Origin of the sequence: Methanococcoides sp. LMO-2 (assembly GCF_038432375.1) — an archaeon.
GTDB lineage: Archaea > Halobacteriota > Methanosarcinia > Methanosarcinales > Methanosarcinaceae > Methanococcoides > Methanococcoides cohabitans.
Genome location: NZ_JBCAUS010000002.1, coordinates 515279 through 539081 on the forward strand (window position 1 = coordinate 515279; position 23803 = coordinate 539081).

The window sequence follows — 23803 nt, forward strand, 5'->3', positions numbered from 1 at the left end:
CTGTCATTGAAATTTAAACTGGTACTCTACATAGTAGTAGGAATCTCGTTCATACTTTCAGCTTCATCGATCGTTATCATTTCCACTGTTACAGAACAGGAAGAACAGCTTGCATACCATGACTCCATCCAGAATGCAAAAAGTTTTGCCCACCAATACAATGCAGACATGAAGGCCAATATGGCAATTGCAAGTTCACTAGCAGCACTGATGGTACAGTATGAGTCAGCTGATCGTACTGAAACAAATGAGATGCTAAAAGAACTATTGATAGAGAATCCACACTTGATTGGAGCATATGTCGGATTCGAACCGAATGCCTTTGATGGAAGGGACGAAGATTTCATAGGAACTGAAGGTCACGACGATACCGGAAGGTTCGTACCATGGTGGAACACAATAAATGGCCAGATAAGTGTTGAGCCACTGGTAGATTATGAGACCTCAGAATATTATCAGGGACCTAAGACCCTTAAACAGAATGTAGTTACTGAACCATACCTCTATCAGGGAGCACTGATGGTAAGCTATGATGCCCCTATTATAAGGGACGGAGAGTTTGTCGGTATTGGTGGTGTTGATGTGTCCCTTAACTACGTAGATGAAGCAGTTAGCAGTGTAAAAGCCTTTGATACCGGATATCTTTTCATGGTAAGCAAAGAAGGAACTCTTGTATCACATCCGGTTAACAAAGAATGGATAGGAACTGCATCACTCTATGATTTTGAAGTTCCCCATATAGATATTGCTGCCGAAGATATAAGAAATGGAATTGGTGGCCATATTGAAACCATAGATCCAGTAACCTCAAAAGATGTTGTCATGTTCTATGAACCGATCGAGACCGGGAATTATGCTATTGTACTTGTGGTACCTACTGAAGAAATGCTTGCCGGGGTCAATTCCATAAGATCTGATCTGGTCTCTATTTACCTGTTCTCCATAGTTTTCATGGGATTAATGGCCTTTTTCATAGCCTCTTCCTTCACAAACAGAATCAATGAGATCGTAGCAGATTTCAAGAACATCTCAGGAGCAGCCATCCGAGGTGATTTCGATGCAAGGGCAAATACTGATGTAGAGGTTGATCTGAATCTGATACCTAAAGGTTTGAATGAGATCCTCGATGCTCTTACAAGTTATTCTAAAGAACTCCAGAATTCATATGAGCTCATCAGTAAAATGGAAGCGGCTGTTAACAGTAGCAGAGTTGTTGTTTTCTGGTGGAAGAATGATGAAGATTATCCTGTAGAATTCGTTTCAGATAATATTATACAATTTGGATATTCAACAGAAGAATTCAATTCCGGAAAAGTGCTCTACGGTAACATAATACATCCTGAAGACAGGAAGATCGTCTGGGAAGAACTGCAGACCTGCGCAAAAGAAGGAAAAACAAATTTCAACAAGGATTACAGGATAATAACAAAAAACGAGAATATTCTCTGGGTACATGAAGACACATACATCCAGCGTGATGAAAAAGGAAATATTACACACTTCCAGGGAACGATCCTTGACATTACTGAACGTGTTGAGGCTGAAGAAAGCCTCAAGGCTATGGAAGATGTAAGGACAAAAGAAATCCACCACCGTATAAAGAACAACCTTCAGGTCGTTTCAGGTATGCTTTACCTTGAATCCCTGAAGTTCAAGTACCAGGAAGTGATCGATTCATTCCGCGACAGTGAAAACCGCGTACGCTCCATTGCACTGATACATGAGAAACTATATCAGTCAAAGGATCTTGTGAGCCTGGATTTTGCTGACTACATAAAAAACCTAACAGACCACCTATTCCATTCATATAATGTCGAAGAGGAAAATGTTAAGCTGGTATTGAATGTAGAGGATGTTTTCCTTGGAATGGATTCAGCAGTACCTCTTGGAATAATCATCAATGAACTGACATCGAATGCATTGCAACATGCCTTTGGAAATAACGAAAAGGGGGAAATAAGGATCGATTTCCATAAAGAGAACGATGTGTTCGAACTTGTGATCAGCAACACGGGAGAACCATTCCCTGAAGATATAGACTTTAAGAATACAGAATCACTCGGACTACAGCTCGTAACAAACCTGACAGCACAGATAGATGGTGAGATCGAGCTTGATAAGACCAATGGAACCAAATTCAAATTAACTTTCCGTGAGAACAAATAAGGTGTAAACATGAAAGCTGCCAGGATACTCGTAGTTGAAGATGAAGCTATCGTAGCAATGGTGATCAAAAAGAGACTTATGAACCTTGGTTATAGCGTTTCAGGCGTTGCCGCTACTGGAAAGGATGCAATTACAAAAGTAGAAGGAACATTTCCCGACCTTGTACTTATGGATATAATGCTGAAAGGTGATATGGATGGAATCGAAGCGGCCGAAGAGATCAGAAAGCGCTTCTCTATACCGGTAGTCTATCTAACAGCACATTCCGACGAAAATACCCTTGAAAGAGCCAAACAAACAGAGCCATACGGATACATACTCAAACCATTTACAGAAAGAGACCTGAGTAGTAATATAGAGATAGCGATACACAAGCATCTCAGGGAAAAAGAAAAAGAGAACGCTGACAAAGATATTTGATTTTTTAGGCTCTGAACTTGTTTTTTATATTTACTTTTTAGTCTACACTTTTCTTTTTTGATCATTAAATGATCACCAATAATAGAAATTTTAGTCAAACATATCTTGAAAGGAAAGCTTAAGTCAACAATTCTGTTTTTAAAATAAATATCAAGCTTTCAACTGTTATCGTTCCTTTGTCTATTTTAAAGCCGTTGTCTTTTTTCAAACCTTTGTCAATTAAGGTTAAAACGTACATTTGATTGATCGTGTAAAAATGAACATGTTTTGCCCAATTGTGTCTGGATTGTCAGTTCAGAAGCAGTGGTCAAATTTTAATGCAGTTTCCAAAAACGCTATCGGCTAGGTTATATAATTTTGAGCACGAGTAGTAAATAGTAATGCCTGAGATTATCCGGCATTGACTATCACTAAAGTGAGTAACATAAAAAGGTGAAACAAATGGGAAATCAGGAACTTTTTGACAAACTTAAAAATGCGATCGTAAACCAGGATATCAACGGATGCCCGGCAGCAACCCAGGAAGCACTCGATGCAGGAATCACTGCTTTCGACATTATCAACCAGGGATTGGCACCAGGTATGAAGATCGTCGGTGACAAATTCGAAGCAGCAGAGATCTACCTCCCACAGATCATGATGTCTGCAAAAGCAATGAACGGTGCAATGGAGATCCTTGAACCTATCCTCGCTGAAGAGAAGACCGGAGAAGGTGTTGGAATGGCTGTAACCTTCGTACAGGAAGGAGACATTCACGATATCGGCCACCGTCTTGTCACAACTATGCTCGGTGCAAACGGATTTGACATCCTGGACCTCGGAACAGATATTCCAAATGAGGATGTTGTCGAGGCAATTGCAAAGAACAAGGGTAAGAAGATGATCCTTGTAGGTTCCGCACTTATGACAACCTCAATGCTCGGCCAGAAGGACGTAGTAAGGTTACTTGAAGAAGAAAACCTCAGGGATGCGGTCAAGATCATGTTCGGTGGCGCACCAGTCACAGACGAATGGATCGCAGAGATCGGAGCAGACGGCACAGCCGAAAATGCAGCAGAGGCAGCCAGAGTAGCACTTGAACTTATGAGCGCATAATCGGGGGAATCAAAAATGACATTCACAAAATCAGTAACTTGCTTTGATTTCTACGACCGTGCACAGACCGGAGAAAAGACAACTCAGGATGACTGGGACTTGATGACCATCCCAATGAAGGCGATGGAACTCAAGCAGAAATACAACCTTGACTTTGGTAACGAGTTCGTTCCAACCGACAAGGACCAGATGGAGAGACTCTTCAAAGCAGGTTTCGACATGCTCCTTGAGTGTGGTATCTACTGTACCGACACAAAGAGGATCGTCAAATACACAGAAGAAGAACTCTGGGATGCAATCAACAACCCAATGCCAGCATTCCAGCTCGGTACCGGCAGAGATGCAGTACAGATGAAGAAGAGAGAAATAGGCGACAAGAGAAAGCCTATAGTACAGGGTGGTCCAACCGGTTCCCCAATCTCAGAAGAGGTGTTCTCTGCAGTTCACATGAGCTATGCACTCGAGAAAGAAGTTGACACAATTGTAAATGGTGTCATGATGACGGTTCGTGGTAGGCCACCTATACCAGGCAGCCCATACGAAGTTCTCGCATCAAAGTCCGAAACAAGGATAATCAAGAACGCAGCAGCAATGGCTGGTAGGCCAGGTATGGCTGTTTAGGGACCAGAGACCTCCCTGTCCGCTCAGGGTAACATCGCTTCCGACTGTGTCGGCGGCCAGGTCACAAGTGACAGCCACGAAGTATCACAGCTCAACGAGCTTAAGATCGACCTCGATGCAATTGCAGTCATGGCTCACTACAAGGGCAACAGTGACATAATCATGGACGAGCAGATGCCAATCTTCGGTGGATACGCTGGTGGTGTTGAAGAAACAACAATCGTAGATGTTGCAACTAGCATTAACTCCATGATCATGAGCAGTGCAAGCTGGCACCTTGATGGTCCTGTCCACATCAGATGGGGATCCACCAACACCAGGGAAACCCTCCAGATCGCAGGATGGGCATGTGCAACAATCAGTGAGTTCACAGACCTTATGACCGGTAACCAGTACTACCCATGTGCAGGACCATGCACAGAGATGTGCCTCCTCGAAGCAGCAGCACAGTCAGTAACTGACACAGCATCAGGCCGTGAGATCCTCTCAGGTGTCGCATCTGCAAAGGGTGTCATCACTGACAAGACAACCGGTATGGAAGCAAGGATGATGGGAGAAGTCGCACGTGCAACAGCAGGTATGGACATCGACTCCGTAAACGCTGTACTCGACAAGCTTGTCGCATCATACGAGGGCGACTACGCAAATGCACCACAGGGTAAGACATTCCAGGAATGCTACGACGTTGCAACCGTCACACCAACCGATGAGTACGTCAAGGTATACGAGGGTGCAAGGAAGAAACTCGAAGAGTTCGGTCTTACATTCTAAGACTAATTTACGTACACCGATGGTTTTGTCAGCGAGAGATCGCTGACATTTTTTTTATTCAGCATTTGTCACTATTTTAAAGGACAAATCGGTGTCCATCAGCATAAAACAATGCCAAAGGGGGCTTTAGATATGGATATGTGGACTATAATAAACGGGGTTATTTACCTGATATGCTTTGCCTTGATAGGTTGGATGTTGCTAGACGCTAGTAGAGTATCCAGTAAATAAATTGATAAGATGGAGGAGGATCAATGTCTGAAAATTCGAATGAACCGATCGAACTGGTAAAGACGCTACGTCCATACCATGTGTGGGCACTTGGTGTCGGTATCGTGTTGGTCGGTGAATACATGGGTTGGAACTTTACAGTTGCAAAAGGTGGTATTATGGGATCACTCTTTGCACTCCTGGTTGCCGGTACCATGTATGTAATGGTTTCATTGTGTGCTAGTGAACTGGGTTCATCCACTAAACTTGCAGGAGGACCTTATGATTGGGCGAGATTATTCGTAGGGCCGGGTGCGGCTGCTATTGTAGGTCTTGCCGTATATATGGAGTATATTGCTCTGGAAGCTGCTGATGCTATTGTCGTAGCATGGATAGCGCAATCGATATTCCCGGAGATACAAACGTTCCCGGTCACATTGCTTGTTATCGCAGCATTGACATTTATGAACTACCGCGGAGTTGTAGCGGCATTAAATCTTAACTTTGCTTTAACATTTACAGCATTATTGGCAATTATTGTGTTCTTCTTTATGAACATTGCAGGAGCAGCTGGTGGAGCATGGAACCCTGCAAACCTGATATCAGGTGCTATGCCAAACGGATTTGTAGGAATATTCGCAGCATTGCAGTTCGGTCCTTGGTTCTACCTTGGTATCGAAGGAGCAGCAATGTGTGCAGAAGAATGTAAGCACCCTACCAGAGCTATCCCACTGGGACAGCAGGCCGGTATGATCACACTGTTGCTTGCAGCAGGTATGACACTTTACACCTGTGCAGGATTTATTCCAACAGAGATGCTTGGTGTTTCTGCTTACCCACTCTATGAAGCAGCAACACAAAGCGGAGTAAAGTTCCTTATAGCATTCCTTGCAGTAGGTACACTCTTTACCTGTCTGGCAAGTGCTAATGGTACTGTCTGTGACTCATCAAGATCATGGTTCGCCCTTTCAAGGGACCACTTCCTTACACCATGGTTCTCAGCAGTACACCCAAGGTACAGCACCCCATACAGGGCAGTTATCTTTACAATGCCAATTGCAATTGCATTTGCATTCAGTGGTTTCCTTGACCAGGTCATTACGTTCTCGATCACATCAGGACTGGTATGTTATGTGATGATCCCATTCTCCCTGATACGCTTCAGGAAGATGTTCCCGGAACACACACAAAAGGTACGTCCATTTGTCGGACCACTACAGCCTTACCTTGCATACTTCACAATCTTCCTTGCGATCGTGATCATGTCAACACTGAACTGGGGTTACAGCTACAACCTCGTCTTCGGACTGGTATTCTATGTAGTAGCATACTTCTACTTCAGCTGGAGATACAGAAGTATAGAATCAAAGCACGACTGGGGAGAAGACCTTGGATGGCCTGAACCTGCACACAGGAGATGAACAGGAGGAGATAAAATGGCAGATGAAGCATTATATCATAACAAATTGAAACAGGATGCAGGAATTATCCTGGTTGTATTGGGACTGCTGTATTTCTCTGAGACGTACATTGTCTACAATATCCTGTCAACACTCTGGGGTGAAGTTCCTGAACTTGGTATGATCTGGCCAATATACATCGTATTCTACCTGCTGTTGCTGGGTATAGAAACGATCGGATGTGTAAGGGTCTACAACTCCATCAAGGAACACATGTTCGACTTTGAATATTATGACTGAGGAGGAAATAACATGGCTGAAGAAGTAAAAGAAAGAGGCATGTTGGGACAGATCGTGGATATCCTGTTCATTTTCATATTAGCAGGTGTTTGCGTTGTAACTCCGGTAATCCTTCAGGGAACAGTCCTTGTGGGATGGGAAGGAACAGGCGGAATGCAGTTTGTATGGGATCCGGTTTCATATTTCGGCCTCCTGGCTGTAATAATTGTGTTCTTCACTGTAATCCTGTATCACTCGGTGAAGAATTACAAGTTCTGAACATGTGAAAAGTTGTCAGCAAACTGCTGGCAACTATATTTTAAATCGTAAATAAAATACTAAATTAAGGAGTGATCATATGACCGAACAGGTAATTAACCGTCTGAAAGATCCGGAGAATATCACAGAAACAGAACAAAAGCACGTTCCTGTAATTGAATCTGATGATGTCATGACAGCAGAAGGTAAATTTAAAGTCACTGTGACATTGGGAGAAGTTCCGCATGTTATGCAGGATGACCACTACATAGAGTGGATCGAACTGCATCTGGGAAACATTAAGATCGGAAGAGTGGAGCTTTCACCCTCAGATGAGAAGGCAGAAGCAATATTTACTGTAGAACCTACGGAAGAGATCGTTGGAATCCGTGCATATGAGATATGCCACATCCGCGGTGTTAATGTTTGCGGGGACTGCGGAACAAAAGCTGTTATCATGAAGCTTAAAGCACTGGCAAGCTGCAATGTACATGGCCTTTGGGAATCTTCAAAACAAGTCGAGATCATGTCAAAGAAAGTTGGCGAAGGTAAAGAATGCCGCTGGCATGCATGATTGAACAATTTTTGAATTGATGTATGGGGTATACATCTTGAGTGCCGGGGCCTCCCGGCATTTCTAATTTTGAAAAGTGGTATTCAATTTCAAGAGAGGGAGCTATGAAAGAAATGAATATCCTCATAGTAGAAGATGAGATGATCGTTGCAATGATGATCAAACTTAAACTTCTGGATATGGGATACGGATTTGCAGGGCATGCCACAACCGGGGAAGATGCGATCAAAATGGTAAAAGAAGTTAAGCCAGACCTCATTATCATGGACATATTCCTTAAAGGGAAGATGGATGGTATAGATGCTGCAAGTGAAATACTCAAATCATATGTTGTTCCGATTATCTTTCTTACAGGCGACTCATCAAAAGAGACAAGAACAAAAGCATCCATTGCGAATCCTGTCGGGTACCTGCAAAAGCCATTCATGGATGAGGAACTGGAATATGTTATTGAGTCAGCCTTCTGCAAAGCCAAAAGTCCGGCGTTTAAGCAGATGGCCCAGGATATATCTGCTTAACATCATTCCTGTTGATTATAAGATATAAAATACTGCTTATCGTGTAATACGTGGAGCTTAGGTCACGAGCAGAGGTTTGTAAGGAATAATTCATTGACCTTGCTACTCGAAACGATCTCTGCATCAATGACCTCAGCTCCACAACAACCTCTATTTTTCAGAATAATACATCCAAATGTCATTACATACCTGGGATAATAACAACCAGGATGTTGCGACATGCCACAAAGAGTTTGAATTGATCCTACCAAACTTAAATACACCATTTTCAACTAATTAGATCTACAATATCTTAAGAGAAATTCATTAAAATTTCAGGTTAAATTATTTTACTCGAAAGTTTTATATAATATTGAGTAGAGGGAGGGCTATATTCCCGGGTGGGAGAAATCCGTGGAACTTCCACGGTGACCCAGAGTCACCAAATCTTTTCTCCCCAGAAGAACCACCTTATGTTACCCCCCAATTGACTCCCCATCTTCTCCCACCCCACACCCCCCTTTAGATCTTTTAATTCCTACACAGATATCCGGATAGCTCTCTGGTAAAGTCTATGTACTTATAAATACAATATGAATATCGGGTGAGGGTGTAGATGCCTTTCTCTTCTGATCGCTTATGAAAGTTCAAAGACACTAAAGGAACTTTGAGTATGAAATTCAATAAGGAACAGGGCAGGTACATTATTCTCGGTAGTATAGATGGTCTTCTGGCCGTGCTTGGTGTAGTGATCGCAACATCCCATGTTGTTGATGATCCATCAATTATCATTAATGCTGCTCTTGGAGGTGCTATTGCACTGGCCATGACCAACGGCATCGGATCGTACCTTGCAGAAAGCGCGGTCGAATACGGTCATCTCGCTGAGCTTGAAAAACCATTGCTAAGAAGTCTGGAATCTACAAAACTGGAAGCTCAGACAAAGAAGAAGATATGGAACGATTCCATAGCTCATGGAGGATCAAGCTTCATCGGGTCCCTTGTCCCGATCTCACCATTCATACTCCTCGATGAAATGGCCCTTGAGGCATCGGTCGTATTGAGCATTTCAGTACTTGCAGTACTTGGGGTCTACTCAGGGAAGATTGCTAAGCAAAGTGCGATCAAACATGCTGTGCGAATGGTAGGACTTGGTATACTGATCGTTGCTGCTGTTACACTGCTCGGACTTGAATAAACGGCGAATCCTGTAAATAGGTAGAAAACGAATTAGCTAATGGAGAAATTACTATGGGGGATATATCATACAGGAACATCCTCGTTCCGATAGATGAAAGACAAATGTCGAAAAGGGTTGTTGAACATGCACTTCATGTTGCAGAAATCGAAGGTGGCAACCTGATAGTGGTCTATGTGGAAGAAAAGAAGGGAATTGGATCCATCTATCCAAAAGAGCTCTCTGAGAAAATGCTGGCGGTTGTCAGGGAGAACATCGAAGCTAATATGGGATATGCAATGGATGAAGCTGAAAAAGCAGGTATTACAGCTGAAAAGATAATTCTCAACAGCAATGACATAGGTGGTGACCTGATAAGGGTCGCAGAAGAAAAAAATGTTGACCTTACAGTAATGGGTTCCGAATCCCTCAGGAGAGATCCTCTTGGCAGCCTCACACGCTGGATAATTGCAGCGGATGTAGGTCCCGTTCTTGTTATCACCAGCGAGGATTAAGACATTCAATTTAAATGTGATGGAAAGCTATAGAGGAGACCATGGTGATCTCGACTTTATTGCTTTTCCTTTTAGGCCTTATTCTCATTACCAAAGGAGCAGACTGGTTCATCGAGTCCGCAGTATCGATCTCAACCAAGAGCGGACTCCCAAAGATCATCATCGGCGCCACTATCGTGAGCTTTGCCACAACAGCTCCCGAATTCACCGTTTCTGCGATTGCCGCATACATAGGCCACACCGACCTGACCATTGGAAATGCAGTAGGTTCAGCTATCTGTAACATCGGCCTGGCACTTGGGGTCGTCATATCTATCAAGGCAATTCGTATCGAAGAAGAATCCTTCCTGCATAAAGGTGCCATTATGCTCTTTTCAGGATTTGCGCTCATAGCCTTAACACTGGATGGCAGCCTCACAGCAATCGATGGCCTGTTCCTGCTTCTGATCTTCCTCGGTTTCCTTTACTACAACTACCGCCTCCAGTCCGCAATATTCAACGGATCGGAAAAGAAAAGGGAAAAGCTATCCCTGAAAGAAATGAAGACCGACATATTCTATTTTGTGATCGGTTCAGCCTGTGTGGTTATCGGCAGTCGCTTACTTGTGGATAGCGGAACAGAGATCGCATACTGGCTGGGAATCCCTGAAATGATCATCGGCCTGACACTGGTAGCCCTTGGAACATCCCTTCCAGAGTTGATTACTGCCATTTCTGCAACATTGAAAGGACATCAGGACCTTTCGATCGGCAATATCCTGGGAGCAAACACAATGGATATTGCAATGATACTTGGATTTTCTTCACAGATACGCACACTCCCTATTCTGGACCAGTCCCTTAGCTATGACTTCCCGGTCATGATCCTTATCATGCTGATGCTCGTAATATTCGGAATTACAGGGAAGAAGCTTGAAAGATGGGAAGGCGGGGTCATCATGATCACATATTTTGCCTATATTGCAGGCCTTTTCATGTTCTATAACTAAAAAATAGAATGTACATATTACCCTATATTTTCATACATTGAGAATCTACATTTGAAACCCCATAATGCTTAAATCATAACAAGCACCATTTTTTTGTGAGGAATTATTATGAGGAAAATATTGTTGATATTATTGATAGCTATCACCATGATAGCCGCCGGATGTTCAGGAGATGACTCAGAGACAACTACCTATACAGACGATGAATATGAAGTAACTGTAACAACACCTACAGATGCTGAAAATGAGTGGTGTCCTGTAGGAACGGTGGTGACCATGCAAGACCCAGAAGGTCAAACCATGGAAATGGAAGTTGTAGGAACTGAGGTTGTTAATGGAGTAACACTATGCAAAGCAATCGTCGAGATCGATAATTCTGATGAAGACATTGCAAAAGTAGAATACCTGTGGTCAGAAGAAGCTGAGATGATGATCTGGACTAGCTACAATGATGCAGGTGATGTTGTATCAAAAATGACAATGATTGATGGAGTTATGACTGTTACCGATGAGACAGGACAAGTTATGACTTTTGGAATGCCGGAAGAATAATATTTTATGAATATGCGGTCTTTCCGCAATATTCATCTTTTTTAATTTCCATTTAATTTTATCCATTGAATAAAAAAGATATTACCTCGACATATTCTTCGCAAAAGGTAAAGAACTATAATCAATCACATAGTATAGTCCTCAGAATCACATTCAACCATTTTACGAGAAGGATAGAGAAATGACCTCAACCCGCTTCATAATCACTGTTATCGGTATAGACAAGATAGGCATTGTTGCTAATATCACAAAGGTAATGGCAGATTTCAATGTGAACATCGTTGATATCAGCCAGACCCTTATGGAAGACCTGTTCACCATGATAATGCTGGCAGGCGCAAAGGATGAGAACTTCGACCTCACTGCGTTCCAGAAGGCTATGTCAGAAGAGGGAGAAAAACTTGGAGTGGAAGTACGTGTGCAGCATGAGGATGCATTCCGCTTCATGCACAGGATCTAAGGGAGGTTGAGACATGCTTGTCCATCCGGAAGAGATACTTGAGACCATCCATATGATCAAAGCGGAGAACCTCGATATCAGGACCGTTACAATGGGGATCAATCTCCTTGGTTGCTCCCACAATGAAATTGATGTGCTCAACGAGAGGATCTATGAGAAGATCACCGGCTATGCTAAGGATCTTGTAAAGACCACAGAGGAGATCCAGAACCTTTACGGAATACCCATTATAAATAAGCGCATAGCTGTCACCCCCATAGCCATTGTTGCAGAAAGCTGTGATACGGATGACTATGTATCCATCGCAAAGACACTTGACCGTGCAGCAGAAGATCTGGGTATCGATTTTATTGGAGGGTTCAGCGCCCTTGTGCATAAGGGAGCAACACCCGGGGACATAAAGCTTATCAATTCCCTTCCTCAGGCACTTGCAACCACAAATAAGGTCTGCTCATCTATCAACGTGGCTACAACAAAGGCAGGCATCAACATGGATGCTGTGGCAATGATGGGAGAGATTATCAAAAAGACCGCTGATGCAACAAAAAATGATGATGGTATCGGCTGTGCCAAACTTGTGGTATTCGCAAATGCGCCGGAGGATAATCCGTTCATGGCTGGTGCATTCCACGGAGTGGGTGAACCGGACTGTGTGATCAATGTCGGAGTAAGCGGTCCTGGAGTAGTTAACTCCACCATAAGGGAACTCAAAGATCCTGATCTGGGGGAAATATCAGAAGCCATCAAGAAGACAGCCTTTAAGATCACAAGGATGGGAGAGATGGTTGGAAGGGAAGTTTCCCGTCGTCTAAATGTGGAATTTGGAGTTGTGGACCTGTCCCTGGCACCTACACCGGAGATAGGTGACAGTGTAGCCGCGATCCTTGAAGCAATGGGACTCCAGAACTGCGGGACCCACGGGACAACAGCAGCTCTTGCTCTTCTCAACGACGCCGTGAAAAAGGGCGGATCTATGGCATCATCGTACGTGGGTGGCCTGAGTGGTGCATTCATACCGGTAAGTGAGGACGCAGGCATGATACATGCTGTGGAGATCGGTGCATTAAGTCTTGAAAAACTGGAAGCTATGACAAGTGTCTGCTCTGTGGGACTTGACATGATAGCAATTCCCGGAGATACAAGCGCATCCACGATATCAGCGATAATTGCCGACGAGATGGCAATCGGTATGATCAACAAAAAGACAACCGCTGTGCGTCTTATACCTGCACCCGGAAAGAAAGTTGGTGACAATGTTGAATACGGCGGACTTCTGGGACGTGCACCTGTAATGTCCGTTTCCAAATTCAGTTCAGATGAGTTCATCGGAAGAGGCGGAAGGATACCTGCGCCTATACAGGCACTCACAAACTGATATTGAGAACCAAAGGATCGGTTTCGAAAGGAACTATACAAATCAAAAAGCAGGAAGAAGCAGAACAACTACAGGAAAAAGGGGAAGCTCAACTATCATTTTTCTTAAAACACAGATCAATGATCCTGTTTACAATAGCAGCTTTTCCTTCATTTTTCTTTATTTTGATATGAACATCCATATACTTTTCATAAAGCATCCTGCGTTCCCGATACAGCTCTTCCAGTGTCTTCTCCTTAAAGCCCACAACTCCTCTCTTAGATGGATCGATCCTGCGAGCTATACGTCCAAAAGGAGCATCCAAATACACTATTGTTGAAATGGAACCCAAGTGATCCATAGCATCTTCCGAGTAGACCACACTTCCACCAGTTGCAATGATGCAACTTCCCGAGGGAGTAAGATCAAGGACAGCCTTCTTCTCCATATCGAGAAATGCCTCCTCTCCGGCAGAGTCAATGAATGACTGGAGATCGGTATCGATCCTTGCTTTGATCAGGTCATCTACATCAACTAAGCCATAACCCAGTTTCTTTGAGAGCAACTTCCCAATCGTTGTCTTGCCTGCACCTGACATTCCGATAAGCGTGATGTTCATGTTTCAACTCGTACGTGATTTCCTGAAAGATTATCTGGATAGGATAAATAATTTCACAAACATAGAATATATTAATAAATATATTTATAGAATATGGGTACCTTTATATTTGGAAACTTCTCATTATATATAGGAGGATTCAGATGGATCAGTTCAAGGAAAGTCTGGAGGGTAACCTCTCTGCCGCCAGGCAGAAATTAAAGGCACCTATTGGCCATGCACTACGCATGGAAACTGATTTTAGCGTAAGGACTCCAGTGGGAATTTTAAAAGGAAAGGCCGGCGATTATATAATTAAACACAAGAGCGGCATGGTTTCCATAATCGAATCATATGTATTCAACAAGAAATACGAGATATTACGCTAAAAAGAATTCAAATGGCACTCCATTAAAAGATGAAATGCTATACACCCTTAGTGTATACTTTATACTGGAAAGAGCCTGATTCTAAAAATAGCTACAGCTTTTTTACAATTTGCAAAAAGATGTAAAAACTTATCTAGCTTCCATGCAAATAACAGGCAATATCATGGATCATGAAAGGTTCTTACTCTATTCTTCCGTTTTTGTCATAATGGGGCTTTCAAATGCAGTTATACCCGTACTGCCTGAGCTCGCAGCTACCGGCCAGACAACAGCTGTTACCTCAACCAGCCTTTTGTATTCAGCTTTCTTCCTGGGCGCACTTTTCACCATGCTACCTTTCGGGATCCTCAGTGACAGGTTCTGCAGCATGAAATTTGTTATATTTGGACTGATACTGTCATTCATCTCAGGCATCTTTATTTCATTCACGGATAATTTCACTATACTTGTGCTGGCACGCTTTATTGAAGGTGCATCATGCGGTGCGTTCTTCCCTGCTGCATTTTCAAGGCTGGCACTGTTCACAAAAAAGATGCGATATATAGGAGAGTTTAATTTCCTTCTCAACGGGGGACTTGCTGCAGGTGTCGCGATCACAGGGTATCTTGCAGAGACAGGTATCAAATACGGGATCTATCTATTCGTTATACTGACGGCTTTCACTCTTGCTTTCGCATTCTACTACATGATCTGCCCTACCAGAAAACAGGATCAGGAAGACATACCCGGAAAAGAGATGTTATCAGCAAGAGCCTATCTTTCATTCATTACCAGCAGAAGTTCCCTCAGTATATGGATCATCTCTTTCCTGCTTGCGGGATCAAGCGGTGTCCTGGTCTCCCTCTATCCGGAGTATAGCATTGGAACCCTTACAAAAACAGAACTGGGGATAGCTATATCGCTATTATATATTTCAACGATGTTCTCATCGCTCACAATAGCACGCTTTAACTATGGCTATGATGAGCTGATCAAAAAAGGGATAATTATAGCGACGATCGGGATACTCTTAACCATCTATTACCCGATGGCGGGATTCACTGTGATCGGTCTTGGGTCAGGGATAATGCTCCTTGGACTTCCACTGGCGATTACTGACATGAAGATAGAACATGGGATAGCAATGGGGATCTATAACACCTGCATCTACGCCGGCCTGGCATTGATGCCGCTTATAGCAGGAGTATTTACAGGGGTTTTTGATACCGTAACGATATTCATAGCTACCGGGCTGCTGTTTGGTACAACTCTGTTCTTCGATCGTTTCCCGGGACAAAATGCGAATTAACAACGCCTTTCGTATAACAGCTCCTTTAGCTGAAATTAATATCAAAAGCTATAATAACAAGTAATATCGAACATATAAAGGGAGAACGTATCATTTTTGGATCGGATGACACGTTCCTGAAAAAGAAAAGAGGAGCTACTAAAATGCTAACACTTGTAGTTGGCGGTTTTCTCGGAAGCGGAAAGACCACCACGATAATCAATACTGGGAAGTATCTCGTCGACAAAGGGCACAAGGTTGCCATTATTGTTAACGAGATAGGAGAGATCGGGATCGATGGTGATATCATCAATAAATTCGGTTTCGATACAAAAGAGATCACAAACGGATGTATCTGTTGTTCACTCAAGATGGGGCTTCGATCGACAGTAATAACGCTTTTCAATTCCTACAATCCGGACGTCCTCATAATTGAACCTACCGGAATTGCATTCCCCAACGTTATCAAAAGAGAGATCGAACTGATGGACCTGGGAGAGGGAGCGGAGATCGCACCACTTGTGACACTGATCGATGGAAGCAGGTTCAAACACCTTCTAAAAGAGATGAAGCATTTCTCAACACGTCAGATCGAAGATGCAGAGATCCTTGCCATCAACAAGGTCGACCTTATGGATAATCTGCAAATACCTATCATAGAAGAATCCGTTCAACAGCTCAACAGGAAAGCAAAAGTGATACGCATCTCCGGAAATGACAGAGATGAGAAATTCTATGATTTTATGGATATGGTATTTCCGGAAGAAATACGGGATGGTTCCCCGGGCGCCGAACTTCAACAAACTAAAGCTACTGAAGCGGCTAAATTATCTATTGCTCCTGCAAATGGCATCTCACTTGTCAGCAAGGAACATATGGAGATCATACAGGACGAACAGGAAACAGAGAGTTCCATCGATGCATCTGGTGTTGCAACCTATGCTGCCGAATATAAGATCAAAGATGGCACAGATATCGAAAGATCAAAGATGATAGCCAGGGATATCATGACCAAAATAAAGGCAGAGGTTATGAAGCATAGTCCTGAGTTCATAGGCCACATCAAGATGTTCCTTGATTCTGATGCGGATACAGTTAAAATGAACGTTACCGCATACTTTGAAGAACCACAATTAGAACTGATAGAGACAGGCGAGAATGAGACATTCAAGTTGAAGATACTTTCAGCGATCTCAAACATGGATAAAGATGATCTTGTGAAGATAGTGGACAACTTCGCAACAGATGTATTCAACAGCTATGGAATTGCCATTGAGAAGCTTGACCCACATCACCATCATGAACACGGACATACACACCATCATTAAAGATGATTACCTTCATTTATTCGGAGCTCCTAAAAAATGAATATCAGGAGTTATTTTATTTTATTTTATTTCAATACGGGATTAAACTAATTCTGTGAACTAAAATGAAAGGTACGGAGAATAAATCCAATTTTAAAATACAACATTCGCTTTCAGATTATACCTACACCAACAAAGGTTAGTTTCGATTCCATCGGAGGATGCCTCCAGCCTTCAGGTGAAACATGCTTTTCTGTCACCGTCACGTTAACGTTACTTTCCCTGATACCACATTCACTCATGTAACTATAGGTAAGCGATCTGCCATGGTCATTGGCAAACGATAATGCCTGTACATATGTATCAAATTTAAGCCTTCCATCGGGAGAGAAGACAAAGAAGTCCCTGTCAGGATTATTCACAGATTCTGGCTTTATCATTATCTCTATCCTCTTGATGCCTTTTCCGAATAGTGCTCCTGCTGCATTGCCAACCTCAGCATGATCCGGAACAATTACCTCAGCATTTATGAAGGACCTGACATCGTCCTTGTAAGCAATTACAGGACCACCCAAGAGAACCACCGGAACTTCCACATCGAACTTTGCCCTGAATTTCCCATCCACTATCATTTCAATACCTGATCCATCCACCCCTGGCAGGAGATAGGACATCAGTCCAAAAGCCATATTCCTGGCAAACCTTTTTTTCAGGGAAGCTGAAAGCTCATATTTACCTGTGTTATTGAGCTTTGCAATGACATCCGCACCCAGCTTGGAGGCCTCGGAGTTCCACTCGTCGTACTCGCCCAAAACATGCAATACATCTGTTGGGGTAAATCCGATCGCCTGGATAAGCCTTTTCTTTATCAGGGAACTCAACACAAAGGATGATGGAGGTTTTTTCAATACTGTGGACATCTCATCGAAGGAAACGGGATCTGAACCTATTACGGACAAGACCATCTCCTCATTCTCCGTCAGATCAACGATCTCATGTTCTGTCCTCACAAAAAACTTTGTAGGCTGGATGTTCTCATCAAAAAGCCTGCGTGAAGGAACAACTGTCCTCTTTAGCTTTTCAAGAAATCCTTTGTATTTAACAGCAGCAAGACATAATGGCTCTACCCTTCTCGGCCCTATGTAGACTTTTTTATCCTTTGTCCAGATATGGCTGTCTCCACCCATTGCAGAGGTTTCCATGTGAATAGCCTTGACCTTTGTCTGCCATCCACCGACAACTGCTCCTGCCTCACTAAGGTCCGGGACATTTTCGTAAAGCATGGAAACATCAGTACTTGTTCCACCAACGTCTACCACAGCACAGGTGCCTATTTCAGCAAGATAGGACGCCCCTATCAGGCTTGCAGCCGGTCCGGAGAAGATCGTCTCAATGGGTCTTTCAAGTGCATCCCCGATACCAACAACCGAACCATCACATTTGAGCATGATAAGCCGGGCATGCATTCGCCTTCTTTTCATTTCGGCTATGATCGCGTTTATGAAATGTTTCCCTACAGGAAGCAACTGTGCATTCAGGTAAGCCGTCACTGATCTCTCATAGGCACCAATGTCCTGGGAAAGTTCATGGCCGCATACCACCGGCTTACCTGTAAGTTTCGTGATAAGTTCTTTTACGCGCAGTTCATGCTCAGGATTGCGTATGCTAAAATGTGAAGAAACGGCAAATGCGGATACATTATCATGTACTCCTTTCACAAAATGTTTCACCGCTTCTATGTCCAGGGGAGCCATCTCTTCGCCCATATGGTCATGGCCACCTGAAACGAAAATGATGTCATTTGTGGGAAAATCCTTTTCAACATTATGATCACCTGCAAGAATAAGACCTACGGGATAACCAGTATCTTCCAGAACAGTATTTGTAGCAAGTGTTGTAGAAAGCGATACAAGTTTTACTTTTTCCAGATAACTCTCATCGATACCATCTATGGCATTTTTAATTCCCTCGATCAGATCAGGATATGTGGTCAAGGCCTTATTGGAAGTTACAACCGACCTGTCCGAATCCCTCACAAGGATTGCATCCGTATACGTTCCACCTGCATCTATACCTAAACTATATTGCATTATTAATCACCGTTCTTTCTATCGGTAACGATCGGATAGTACCAGGTCCGATCGGAATCGATTATTCATGCCAAATAGGAACATTATAGGGGTTCAATGTGGACAAATACGTCCGATACTCCCCTATACGTTCTTTTTAGATCATTTTCAATGCGTGCAATCAAACGTTGTGTATCCCTGATATGCATATCAGACAATACCTTTACACGAAGATCAACAAAGAGACTTTGCGAAGCTCCATGTGCACGCACCATATAGCACTCCTCCACGCCATCTATAGAATTCACTATACTGCATACTGCGGATTCATCAAGTATGCGTGCATCACATAATGTATTACTGGATTCCACAATAATGGATGCACATTCCTTGAAAAGAAATGCAACGATCAGAAATACGACCAGAATTTCTGCCAATGGATAAATAGTACCAGATAACAGAACCCCTACAACTACAATTGACAATAAAAGATTTGTTTCTATCAGAGAGGGGATAAAAATGTCTTTTATTCCTAAGGTTGGATCCTCTTTTTTGGTTCTCAGTATTAAAATATCCAGAATTATTGAAATAACTAATATTGCAATCACAAATGAATAGAATTTATAATAATTATCTACTGATATAGCTAAGATCATCGTTTTTAGAATGTATATGCCAAACAGAACAAACATCAAAGCAACAGAAAGAGACATCAATGAACCATATTTTTTGTATCCATATGGATGATCTTTGTCAGTAAACTGCGAAACTAGATGTGGAACAAATATTCTGGCAAATACGATTATACAGACAAAAAGTGAATAATATCCAATTGATTCAATTGCAGAAAGTCCAGCAAAGATTCCTATCGTTAGCTCCAGTACTGAAATTGCCAGATAAACTAAGAAGATCGCAAATGATATTCCCTTTACTGAATATATTGTCCACATATTGATCCCTTCATTTTTCAGTCATCAGGTTTCAGCCGGCCAGAAGACCGGCCTAAAACCTGGAAATACGTACCTTATACCTTAATTTCACAGAGGTGCAATGGTCTTACCAAAGACGGAATTTGCCACAAGTGCAAGTGAAGTGTACAATGCAGAAATTCCAAGTATCAAAGTTACGTAACCTGCAAGTGATCCAACACCTATTCCAAGGTTTGCTGCTGCATTCAGGAAGAATGTCAGTGTAAGTGCAATAAACACCACAATTATTGCCTTGATGCCGATCTTAAATGTAACAAGCAACAACACAAGGGAAACGATGCCCCATATCAAAAGGTAGAATCCAACGGATGCTGCACTGGCTGCACCGAGAACTCCACTTGCAAGTCCTGTAGACATCAGTATAAACGCAAAGGAGAACCAGAACAGGCCAAAAGCTGAGAATGCTGTTGCTCCGAACACATCTCCTTTCTTCCAACCTTCAATTCCTGCAAATACCTGTGCAAATCCACCAAGGAAAATGGACATTGATACTACCATTGTAGCATCTGCAAAGAATCCTGACCCCATCAGGCCAAGCATTGTAGCAGCAAGACCAAGTCCCATGAATCCGAGTGGTGCATGATCTGATGTTTTATCAATTATATGAAATTCATTCTCAGGCTTACATAAAACACAGTTTTCTGGAGCCTCTTCATTGTTTGTCAAATATAATCACTTCCTGTTTTATTGTAATAATGGATGTTGTAAACTACGAATTAATCATAAATATTCAAAAGATTATAAATTGTAATATATAATAGAGTAAACACATACTCAGTGAAAATAAAAACTGATTATTCAAAGGAGATAAAGGAGTTTGTAAATTCCTGGATATCGCCTCCTATATATTCGTTTGTTTTAGTAAGAGTTTTCTTAGTTAGTGAAAAGGTTCATGAAAATGTCTGTAACACAAGGGTAATTTTCTAGGTGATGATAGTAGCCCCAAGGGGAATGGGGCTACTGTCCACGTTTGGAAAAACTCTTCGTCAAACTGCTTAGAGACCGTAGTTCTCAGGCAGGAATACCTTGACTTCTTCCTTGTACTTGGCCATGCAGTCGCTCATGAAGGTGTCCTTGTCATCTGTAAGTCCGGACAGTGCTTCCTTTGCATCTGCGAGTGCACCCTTCTCGAATCTTGTGAGCTCGAGCTTGCCAGCTACTCCTTCTTCCATGATCTCGATGGATTTGAGTGCAGCGTTCTTTGCACGGAGGTAGATGTCATTACCGTCTTTGACAATTGCCTCACCAACGCGGTATGCGTTGTCATATGCAAGCACATAGCCCTGTGGGTCCCTGTACTTGTCGGAAAGTACCATAAGATCCCTGAGGGTCTTCTCCTGACCTGTTGCAGTTGCTGTGTTCATAAGAGCACAGTCATATGCAAGTGATTCTGACCAGCACTGTACAGAAGTACCACCAAACTCTGCGTGGTATTCAACAGACTCGTTGGACCAGAGATCACAGCACTGCATGACAAGGTTACCCATGACATCAGAGTGTGCGCAGGTTGAGCTCTTACCTTCCTGTGCAATTGGGACACCAGCAATTGATTTTACGATGGTGTTCTCATATCCACAGTCCTTACCTGGACCTACAGCTCCTGCCTCGTATGCTGCGAGTGATCTTGGTGCTGAGATTGCCCTTGCAATGATTGCAAGTGTGTGAGCAAGGTTCTTGTCAAGAAGACCACCTGCAATGAACATTGCAGTGTTTGCTTCGGAACAGTCAGTGTCACCGGCTGCAAGAACGTTGTTCTTCTTAGCAACGCTGGCGATCTCCTGCCAGATGAAGTCCATGTCAATGGTACCAAGGCATCCAATTGCGTAGAGCATACCTGGTACATCGTTCCTCAGGATAGCATAGTCGAATACTTCCTTACCACCCATTGTCTCAATGGAAAGCAGGTCAGCACCGTTTGATGCTACTTCCTCAAAGGACTCCATAAGGGTGTTGAACTTGTCGCCTCTGAGCTCAAGGAAATCACGGTCTTCACGAATGTCACCAGGGGTGTGTCTTAATGCACATTTGATACCGTATTCATCGTGGAATTCTTCCATGATCTCTTTCTGTGCATGTGCGACCGCTCCTCCCCAGGTTGGGTTGTTGGTCATCTGTTCAACGTGTTCTGTCTCAAGTACTACAGATGGGAAACCTACCTGAACCATACGGTTCATGATATCTGTGGTGATCCTCTGGTATTCCTTGACCAGCTTCTCCTTTGATGCACCTGCTTCAGGTCTTGGAGCATAGTTTACTTCAGGAGTAGCGTAACCGGCACCGATCTCAAGACCGAGTCCTGCTTTTACAGGGAACTTGGATTTACCGAAGACCATTTCATCTGCACTGCCATATGCCATCTTTGTGTATCTGTTTATTGCCATATTTCTCACCCCATTCAGTGTTTGTGGAATTCCTCTTTCAGTGCATCAAGAGCTGCACCAGCAACGATCTGATCTGCGATCTTTGGTGCGTCAGCTGCTTCCTCACCATAGACACCAAGCTCGTAGGTAGTTACGAAGTCCTGGTTAACTGCTCCACCGCCACATGCGAATGGGACCTTAATACCTGCTTCAAGAAGCCTGTCGTTGACAGCCTTGAAAGCATACATTGTTGTTGTCATCAGTGCAGTACCTGTAAGCATGATTGGGTTCTCAGCTTTGACAGCTTCAATAACTTCATCTACAGGAACATCACGGCCAAGGTCAACTACCTCATATCCGTTTGCTCTGAGAAGTGCTGCTACAATGGTCTTACCAATGTCGTGTACATCTCCTTCTGCTACGTGGCAGACAACTTTACCCTTTGAAACAGGTGCTTCATCGGACTGATCCTTACAGAACTCAATACCATCAAGCATTGCATCTGCAGACATCATGACGTTTGGCAGGAAAATTACACCCTGGTCGTACAGATCTGTAACAACCTTCATACCTACCATAAGTGCATCGTCGATCAATGCAATTGGGTTCTTACCTGCATCGATTGCAGCTTCAAGCCCTTCAATAACGTCGTCTTCCTCACCTTCAAAGATAGCTTCTGCAATTGGCCTGTATAACTCATCGGTTGGATAAAGTTCAGCCGCTGCATCTTCAGGAGACATTGCCTTTTCCATTTGTACATTGTACCTTACCAGAATCTCACTGGGGTCTATGTCAAGACTGGTCATGTTTTACTTCCTTTATTTTTTTACTGATGTTTGAGACGACCATTCTAAAACTAGAAGATCGTCATCGATCCAATCCATAGGATTTCATTCTGAAACCCTGATAAGACGTCTAGTATGCTAGTATATAAACTTTTGCATTTAATAGTTTTACTATATAAACTAACTGGTAAAAATAATATATTTTTAAGAGTAATTTTTAAAATAAAAAGACGCCTATTGATATTGAAATTATAAGGGACCAGAGAGATAAAATCGAAATAACATATAATATATAGCAAGTATACTTATATATAATTAAAAATAATCTGTTGATTTAATATAATATATAAAGATATTGAATGAAGTAAGAATAAATAAAACGATTATAAATAAGATAAAAATGCCGATAGACACTGAATAATCAAATAATTCTTTAATAACTAAAGCGAAGTATATGCGTAATAGTCAATATCCTTATATATTACGTAACTGCACTATTTTTTCTTAGAAGACAAAGAAAACAGAATCTACAGGTACAATGATCAAAAAGCATAAAAAAATTAGAGATTTCATTTTGAATAAAATAGTACAAATATGAAGATCATGTGATTTATTGAGACAGTAGTATAATAATTTAATATTATGATCAGCATTCTTTTTTTACAAAACACTTAAATAGATCTTTTTTGCGCAAGCTTGTC

23 protein-coding genes and 1 pseudogene are annotated in these 23803 nt (G+C 42.5%); 18 read left to right on the forward strand and 6 right to left on the reverse strand.

Translation table 11 applies throughout. From position 1 onward, the window contains the following. The first annotated feature begins 6 nt into the window (after positions 1-6). From WOA13_RS02675 to WOA13_RS02745, 15 genes and pseudogenes are all read left to right on the forward strand, one after another. Positions 7-2166 (forward strand): histidine kinase dimerization/phosphoacceptor domain -containing protein, encoded by a 2160-nt coding sequence (locus WOA13_RS02675; protein WP_342126451.1) that lies wholly within the window; start codon positions 7-9, stop codon positions 2164-2166. A gap of 9 nt (positions 2167-2175) precedes the next feature. After that, a complete protein-coding gene (locus WOA13_RS02680; RefSeq protein WP_048205166.1) occupies positions 2176-2586 on the forward strand; it encodes a response regulator in 411 nt (136 codons plus the stop codon). A gap of 441 nt (positions 2587-3027) precedes the next feature. Further along, complete coding sequence (locus WOA13_RS02685) at positions 3028-3681, forward strand: methyltransferase cognate corrinoid protein (protein WP_342126452.1); 654 nt, start codon at positions 3028-3030, stop codon at positions 3679-3681. Between the two features lie 15 nt (positions 3682-3696). Next, positions 3697-5073: pseudogene (locus WOA13_RS02690) on the forward strand (monomethylamine:corrinoid methyltransferase). Positions 5074-5327: 254 nt separating this feature from the next. Beyond that, positions 5328-6704: an APC family permease gene (locus tag WOA13_RS02695; RefSeq protein ID WP_048205162.1), complete on the forward strand. Its 1377-nt coding sequence runs from the start codon at positions 5328-5330 to the stop codon at positions 6702-6704. Positions 6705-6719: 15 nt separating this feature from the next. Then, positions 6720-6983, forward strand: a complete 264-nt coding sequence (locus WOA13_RS02700; RefSeq protein WP_342126453.1) for a monomethylamine transporter — start codon at positions 6720-6722, stop codon at positions 6981-6983. A gap of 12 nt (positions 6984-6995) precedes the next feature. Then, positions 6996-7241: an efflux RND transporter permease subunit gene (locus WOA13_RS02705; protein WP_048205160.1), complete on the forward strand. Its 246-nt coding sequence runs from the start codon at positions 6996-6998 to the stop codon at positions 7239-7241. 79 nt (positions 7242-7320) lie between these two features. Further along, positions 7321-7794 (forward strand): class II SORL domain-containing protein, encoded by a 474-nt coding sequence (locus WOA13_RS02710; RefSeq protein ID WP_342126454.1) that lies wholly within the window; start codon positions 7321-7323, stop codon positions 7792-7794. 104 nt (positions 7795-7898) lie between these two features. Further along, the gene (locus WOA13_RS02715) at positions 7899-8312 is read left to right on the forward strand and encodes a response regulator (protein ID WP_048205158.1); all 414 of its coding nucleotides are present in this window, start codon (positions 7899-7901) and stop codon (positions 8310-8312) included. Positions 8313-8964: 652 nt separating this feature from the next. Continuing rightward, positions 8965-9489, forward strand: a complete 525-nt coding sequence (locus WOA13_RS02720; RefSeq protein WP_342126455.1) for a VIT1/CCC1 transporter family protein — start codon at positions 8965-8967, stop codon at positions 9487-9489. A 53-nt stretch (positions 9490-9542) separates the two neighbouring features. Beyond that, positions 9543-9983: a universal stress protein gene (locus tag WOA13_RS02725; RefSeq protein ID WP_342126456.1), complete on the forward strand. Its 441-nt coding sequence runs from the start codon at positions 9543-9545 to the stop codon at positions 9981-9983. Between the two features lie 41 nt (positions 9984-10024). Beyond that, on the forward strand, positions 10025-10972 hold the full coding sequence (locus WOA13_RS02730) for a calcium/sodium antiporter (protein WP_342126457.1): 948 nt from the start codon (positions 10025-10027) through the stop codon (positions 10970-10972). A gap of 120 nt (positions 10973-11092) precedes the next feature. Then, a complete protein-coding gene (locus WOA13_RS02735; protein WP_342126458.1) occupies positions 11093-11524 on the forward strand; it encodes a hypothetical protein in 432 nt (143 codons plus the stop codon). 181 nt (positions 11525-11705) lie between these two features. Further along, on the forward strand, positions 11706-11984 hold the full coding sequence (locus WOA13_RS02740) for an ACT domain-containing protein (RefSeq protein ID WP_048205152.1): 279 nt from the start codon (positions 11706-11708) through the stop codon (positions 11982-11984). 13 nt (positions 11985-11997) lie between these two features. Further along, positions 11998-13359: a PFL family protein gene (locus WOA13_RS02745; RefSeq protein ID WP_342126459.1), complete on the forward strand. Its 1362-nt coding sequence runs from the start codon at positions 11998-12000 to the stop codon at positions 13357-13359. Between the two features lie 88 nt (positions 13360-13447). Here the strand turns inward: WOA13_RS02745 and WOA13_RS02750 are convergent, their stop codons facing one another. After that, on the reverse strand, positions 13448-13957 hold the full coding sequence (locus tag WOA13_RS02750; protein ID WP_342126460.1) for a shikimate kinase: 510 nt from the start codon (positions 13955-13957) through the stop codon (positions 13448-13450). A gap of 143 nt (positions 13958-14100) precedes the next feature. Between WOA13_RS02750 and WOA13_RS02755 the strand changes: the two genes are divergently transcribed. From WOA13_RS02755 to WOA13_RS02765, 3 genes are all read left to right on the forward strand, one after another. Further along, the gene (locus WOA13_RS02755; protein WP_342126461.1) at positions 14101-14325 is read left to right on the forward strand and encodes a hypothetical protein; all 225 of its coding nucleotides are present in this window, start codon (positions 14101-14103) and stop codon (positions 14323-14325) included. A 163-nt stretch (positions 14326-14488) separates the two neighbouring features. Next, entirely contained in the window at positions 14489-15613 is a 1125-nt protein-coding gene (locus tag WOA13_RS02760) for an MFS transporter (protein ID WP_342126462.1), read from the forward strand. A 143-nt stretch (positions 15614-15756) separates the two neighbouring features. Further along, entirely contained in the window at positions 15757-16920 is a 1164-nt protein-coding gene (locus WOA13_RS02765; RefSeq protein ID WP_342126463.1) for a GTP-binding protein, read from the forward strand. A 152-nt stretch (positions 16921-17072) separates the two neighbouring features. Here the strand turns inward: WOA13_RS02765 and WOA13_RS02770 are convergent, their stop codons facing one another. The 5 genes from WOA13_RS02770 to mtaC all read right to left on the reverse strand — a co-directional run bounded on the left by WOA13_RS02770 (position 17073) and on the right by mtaC (position 23123). Then, complete coding sequence (locus WOA13_RS02770) at positions 17073-18989, reverse strand: hydantoinase/oxoprolinase family protein (protein ID WP_342126464.1); 1917 nt, start codon at positions 18987-18989, stop codon at positions 17073-17075. Positions 18990-19072: 83 nt separating this feature from the next. Then, positions 19073-19918, reverse strand: coding sequence for a cation diffusion facilitator family transporter (locus WOA13_RS02775; RefSeq protein ID WP_342126465.1), 846 nt, complete (start codon positions 19916-19918; stop codon positions 19073-19075). A gap of 87 nt (positions 19919-20005) precedes the next feature. Then, positions 20006-20623, reverse strand: a complete 618-nt coding sequence (locus WOA13_RS02780; protein ID WP_342126466.1) for an acetate uptake transporter — start codon at positions 20621-20623, stop codon at positions 20006-20008. A gap of 329 nt (positions 20624-20952) precedes the next feature. Beyond that, positions 20953-22338 carry a methanol--corrinoid protein co-methyltransferase MtaB gene (mtaB, locus tag WOA13_RS02785; RefSeq protein WP_342126467.1) on the reverse strand — a complete coding sequence of 462 codons (1386 nt, stop codon included), beginning with the start codon at positions 22336-22338 and terminating at the stop codon, positions 20953-20955. Positions 22339-22352: 14 nt separating this feature from the next. Then, entirely contained in the window at positions 22353-23123 is a 771-nt protein-coding gene (mtaC, locus tag WOA13_RS02790; RefSeq protein WP_342126468.1) for a methanol--corrinoid protein MtaC, read from the reverse strand. Between the last annotated feature and the right edge of the window lie 680 nt (positions 23124-23803).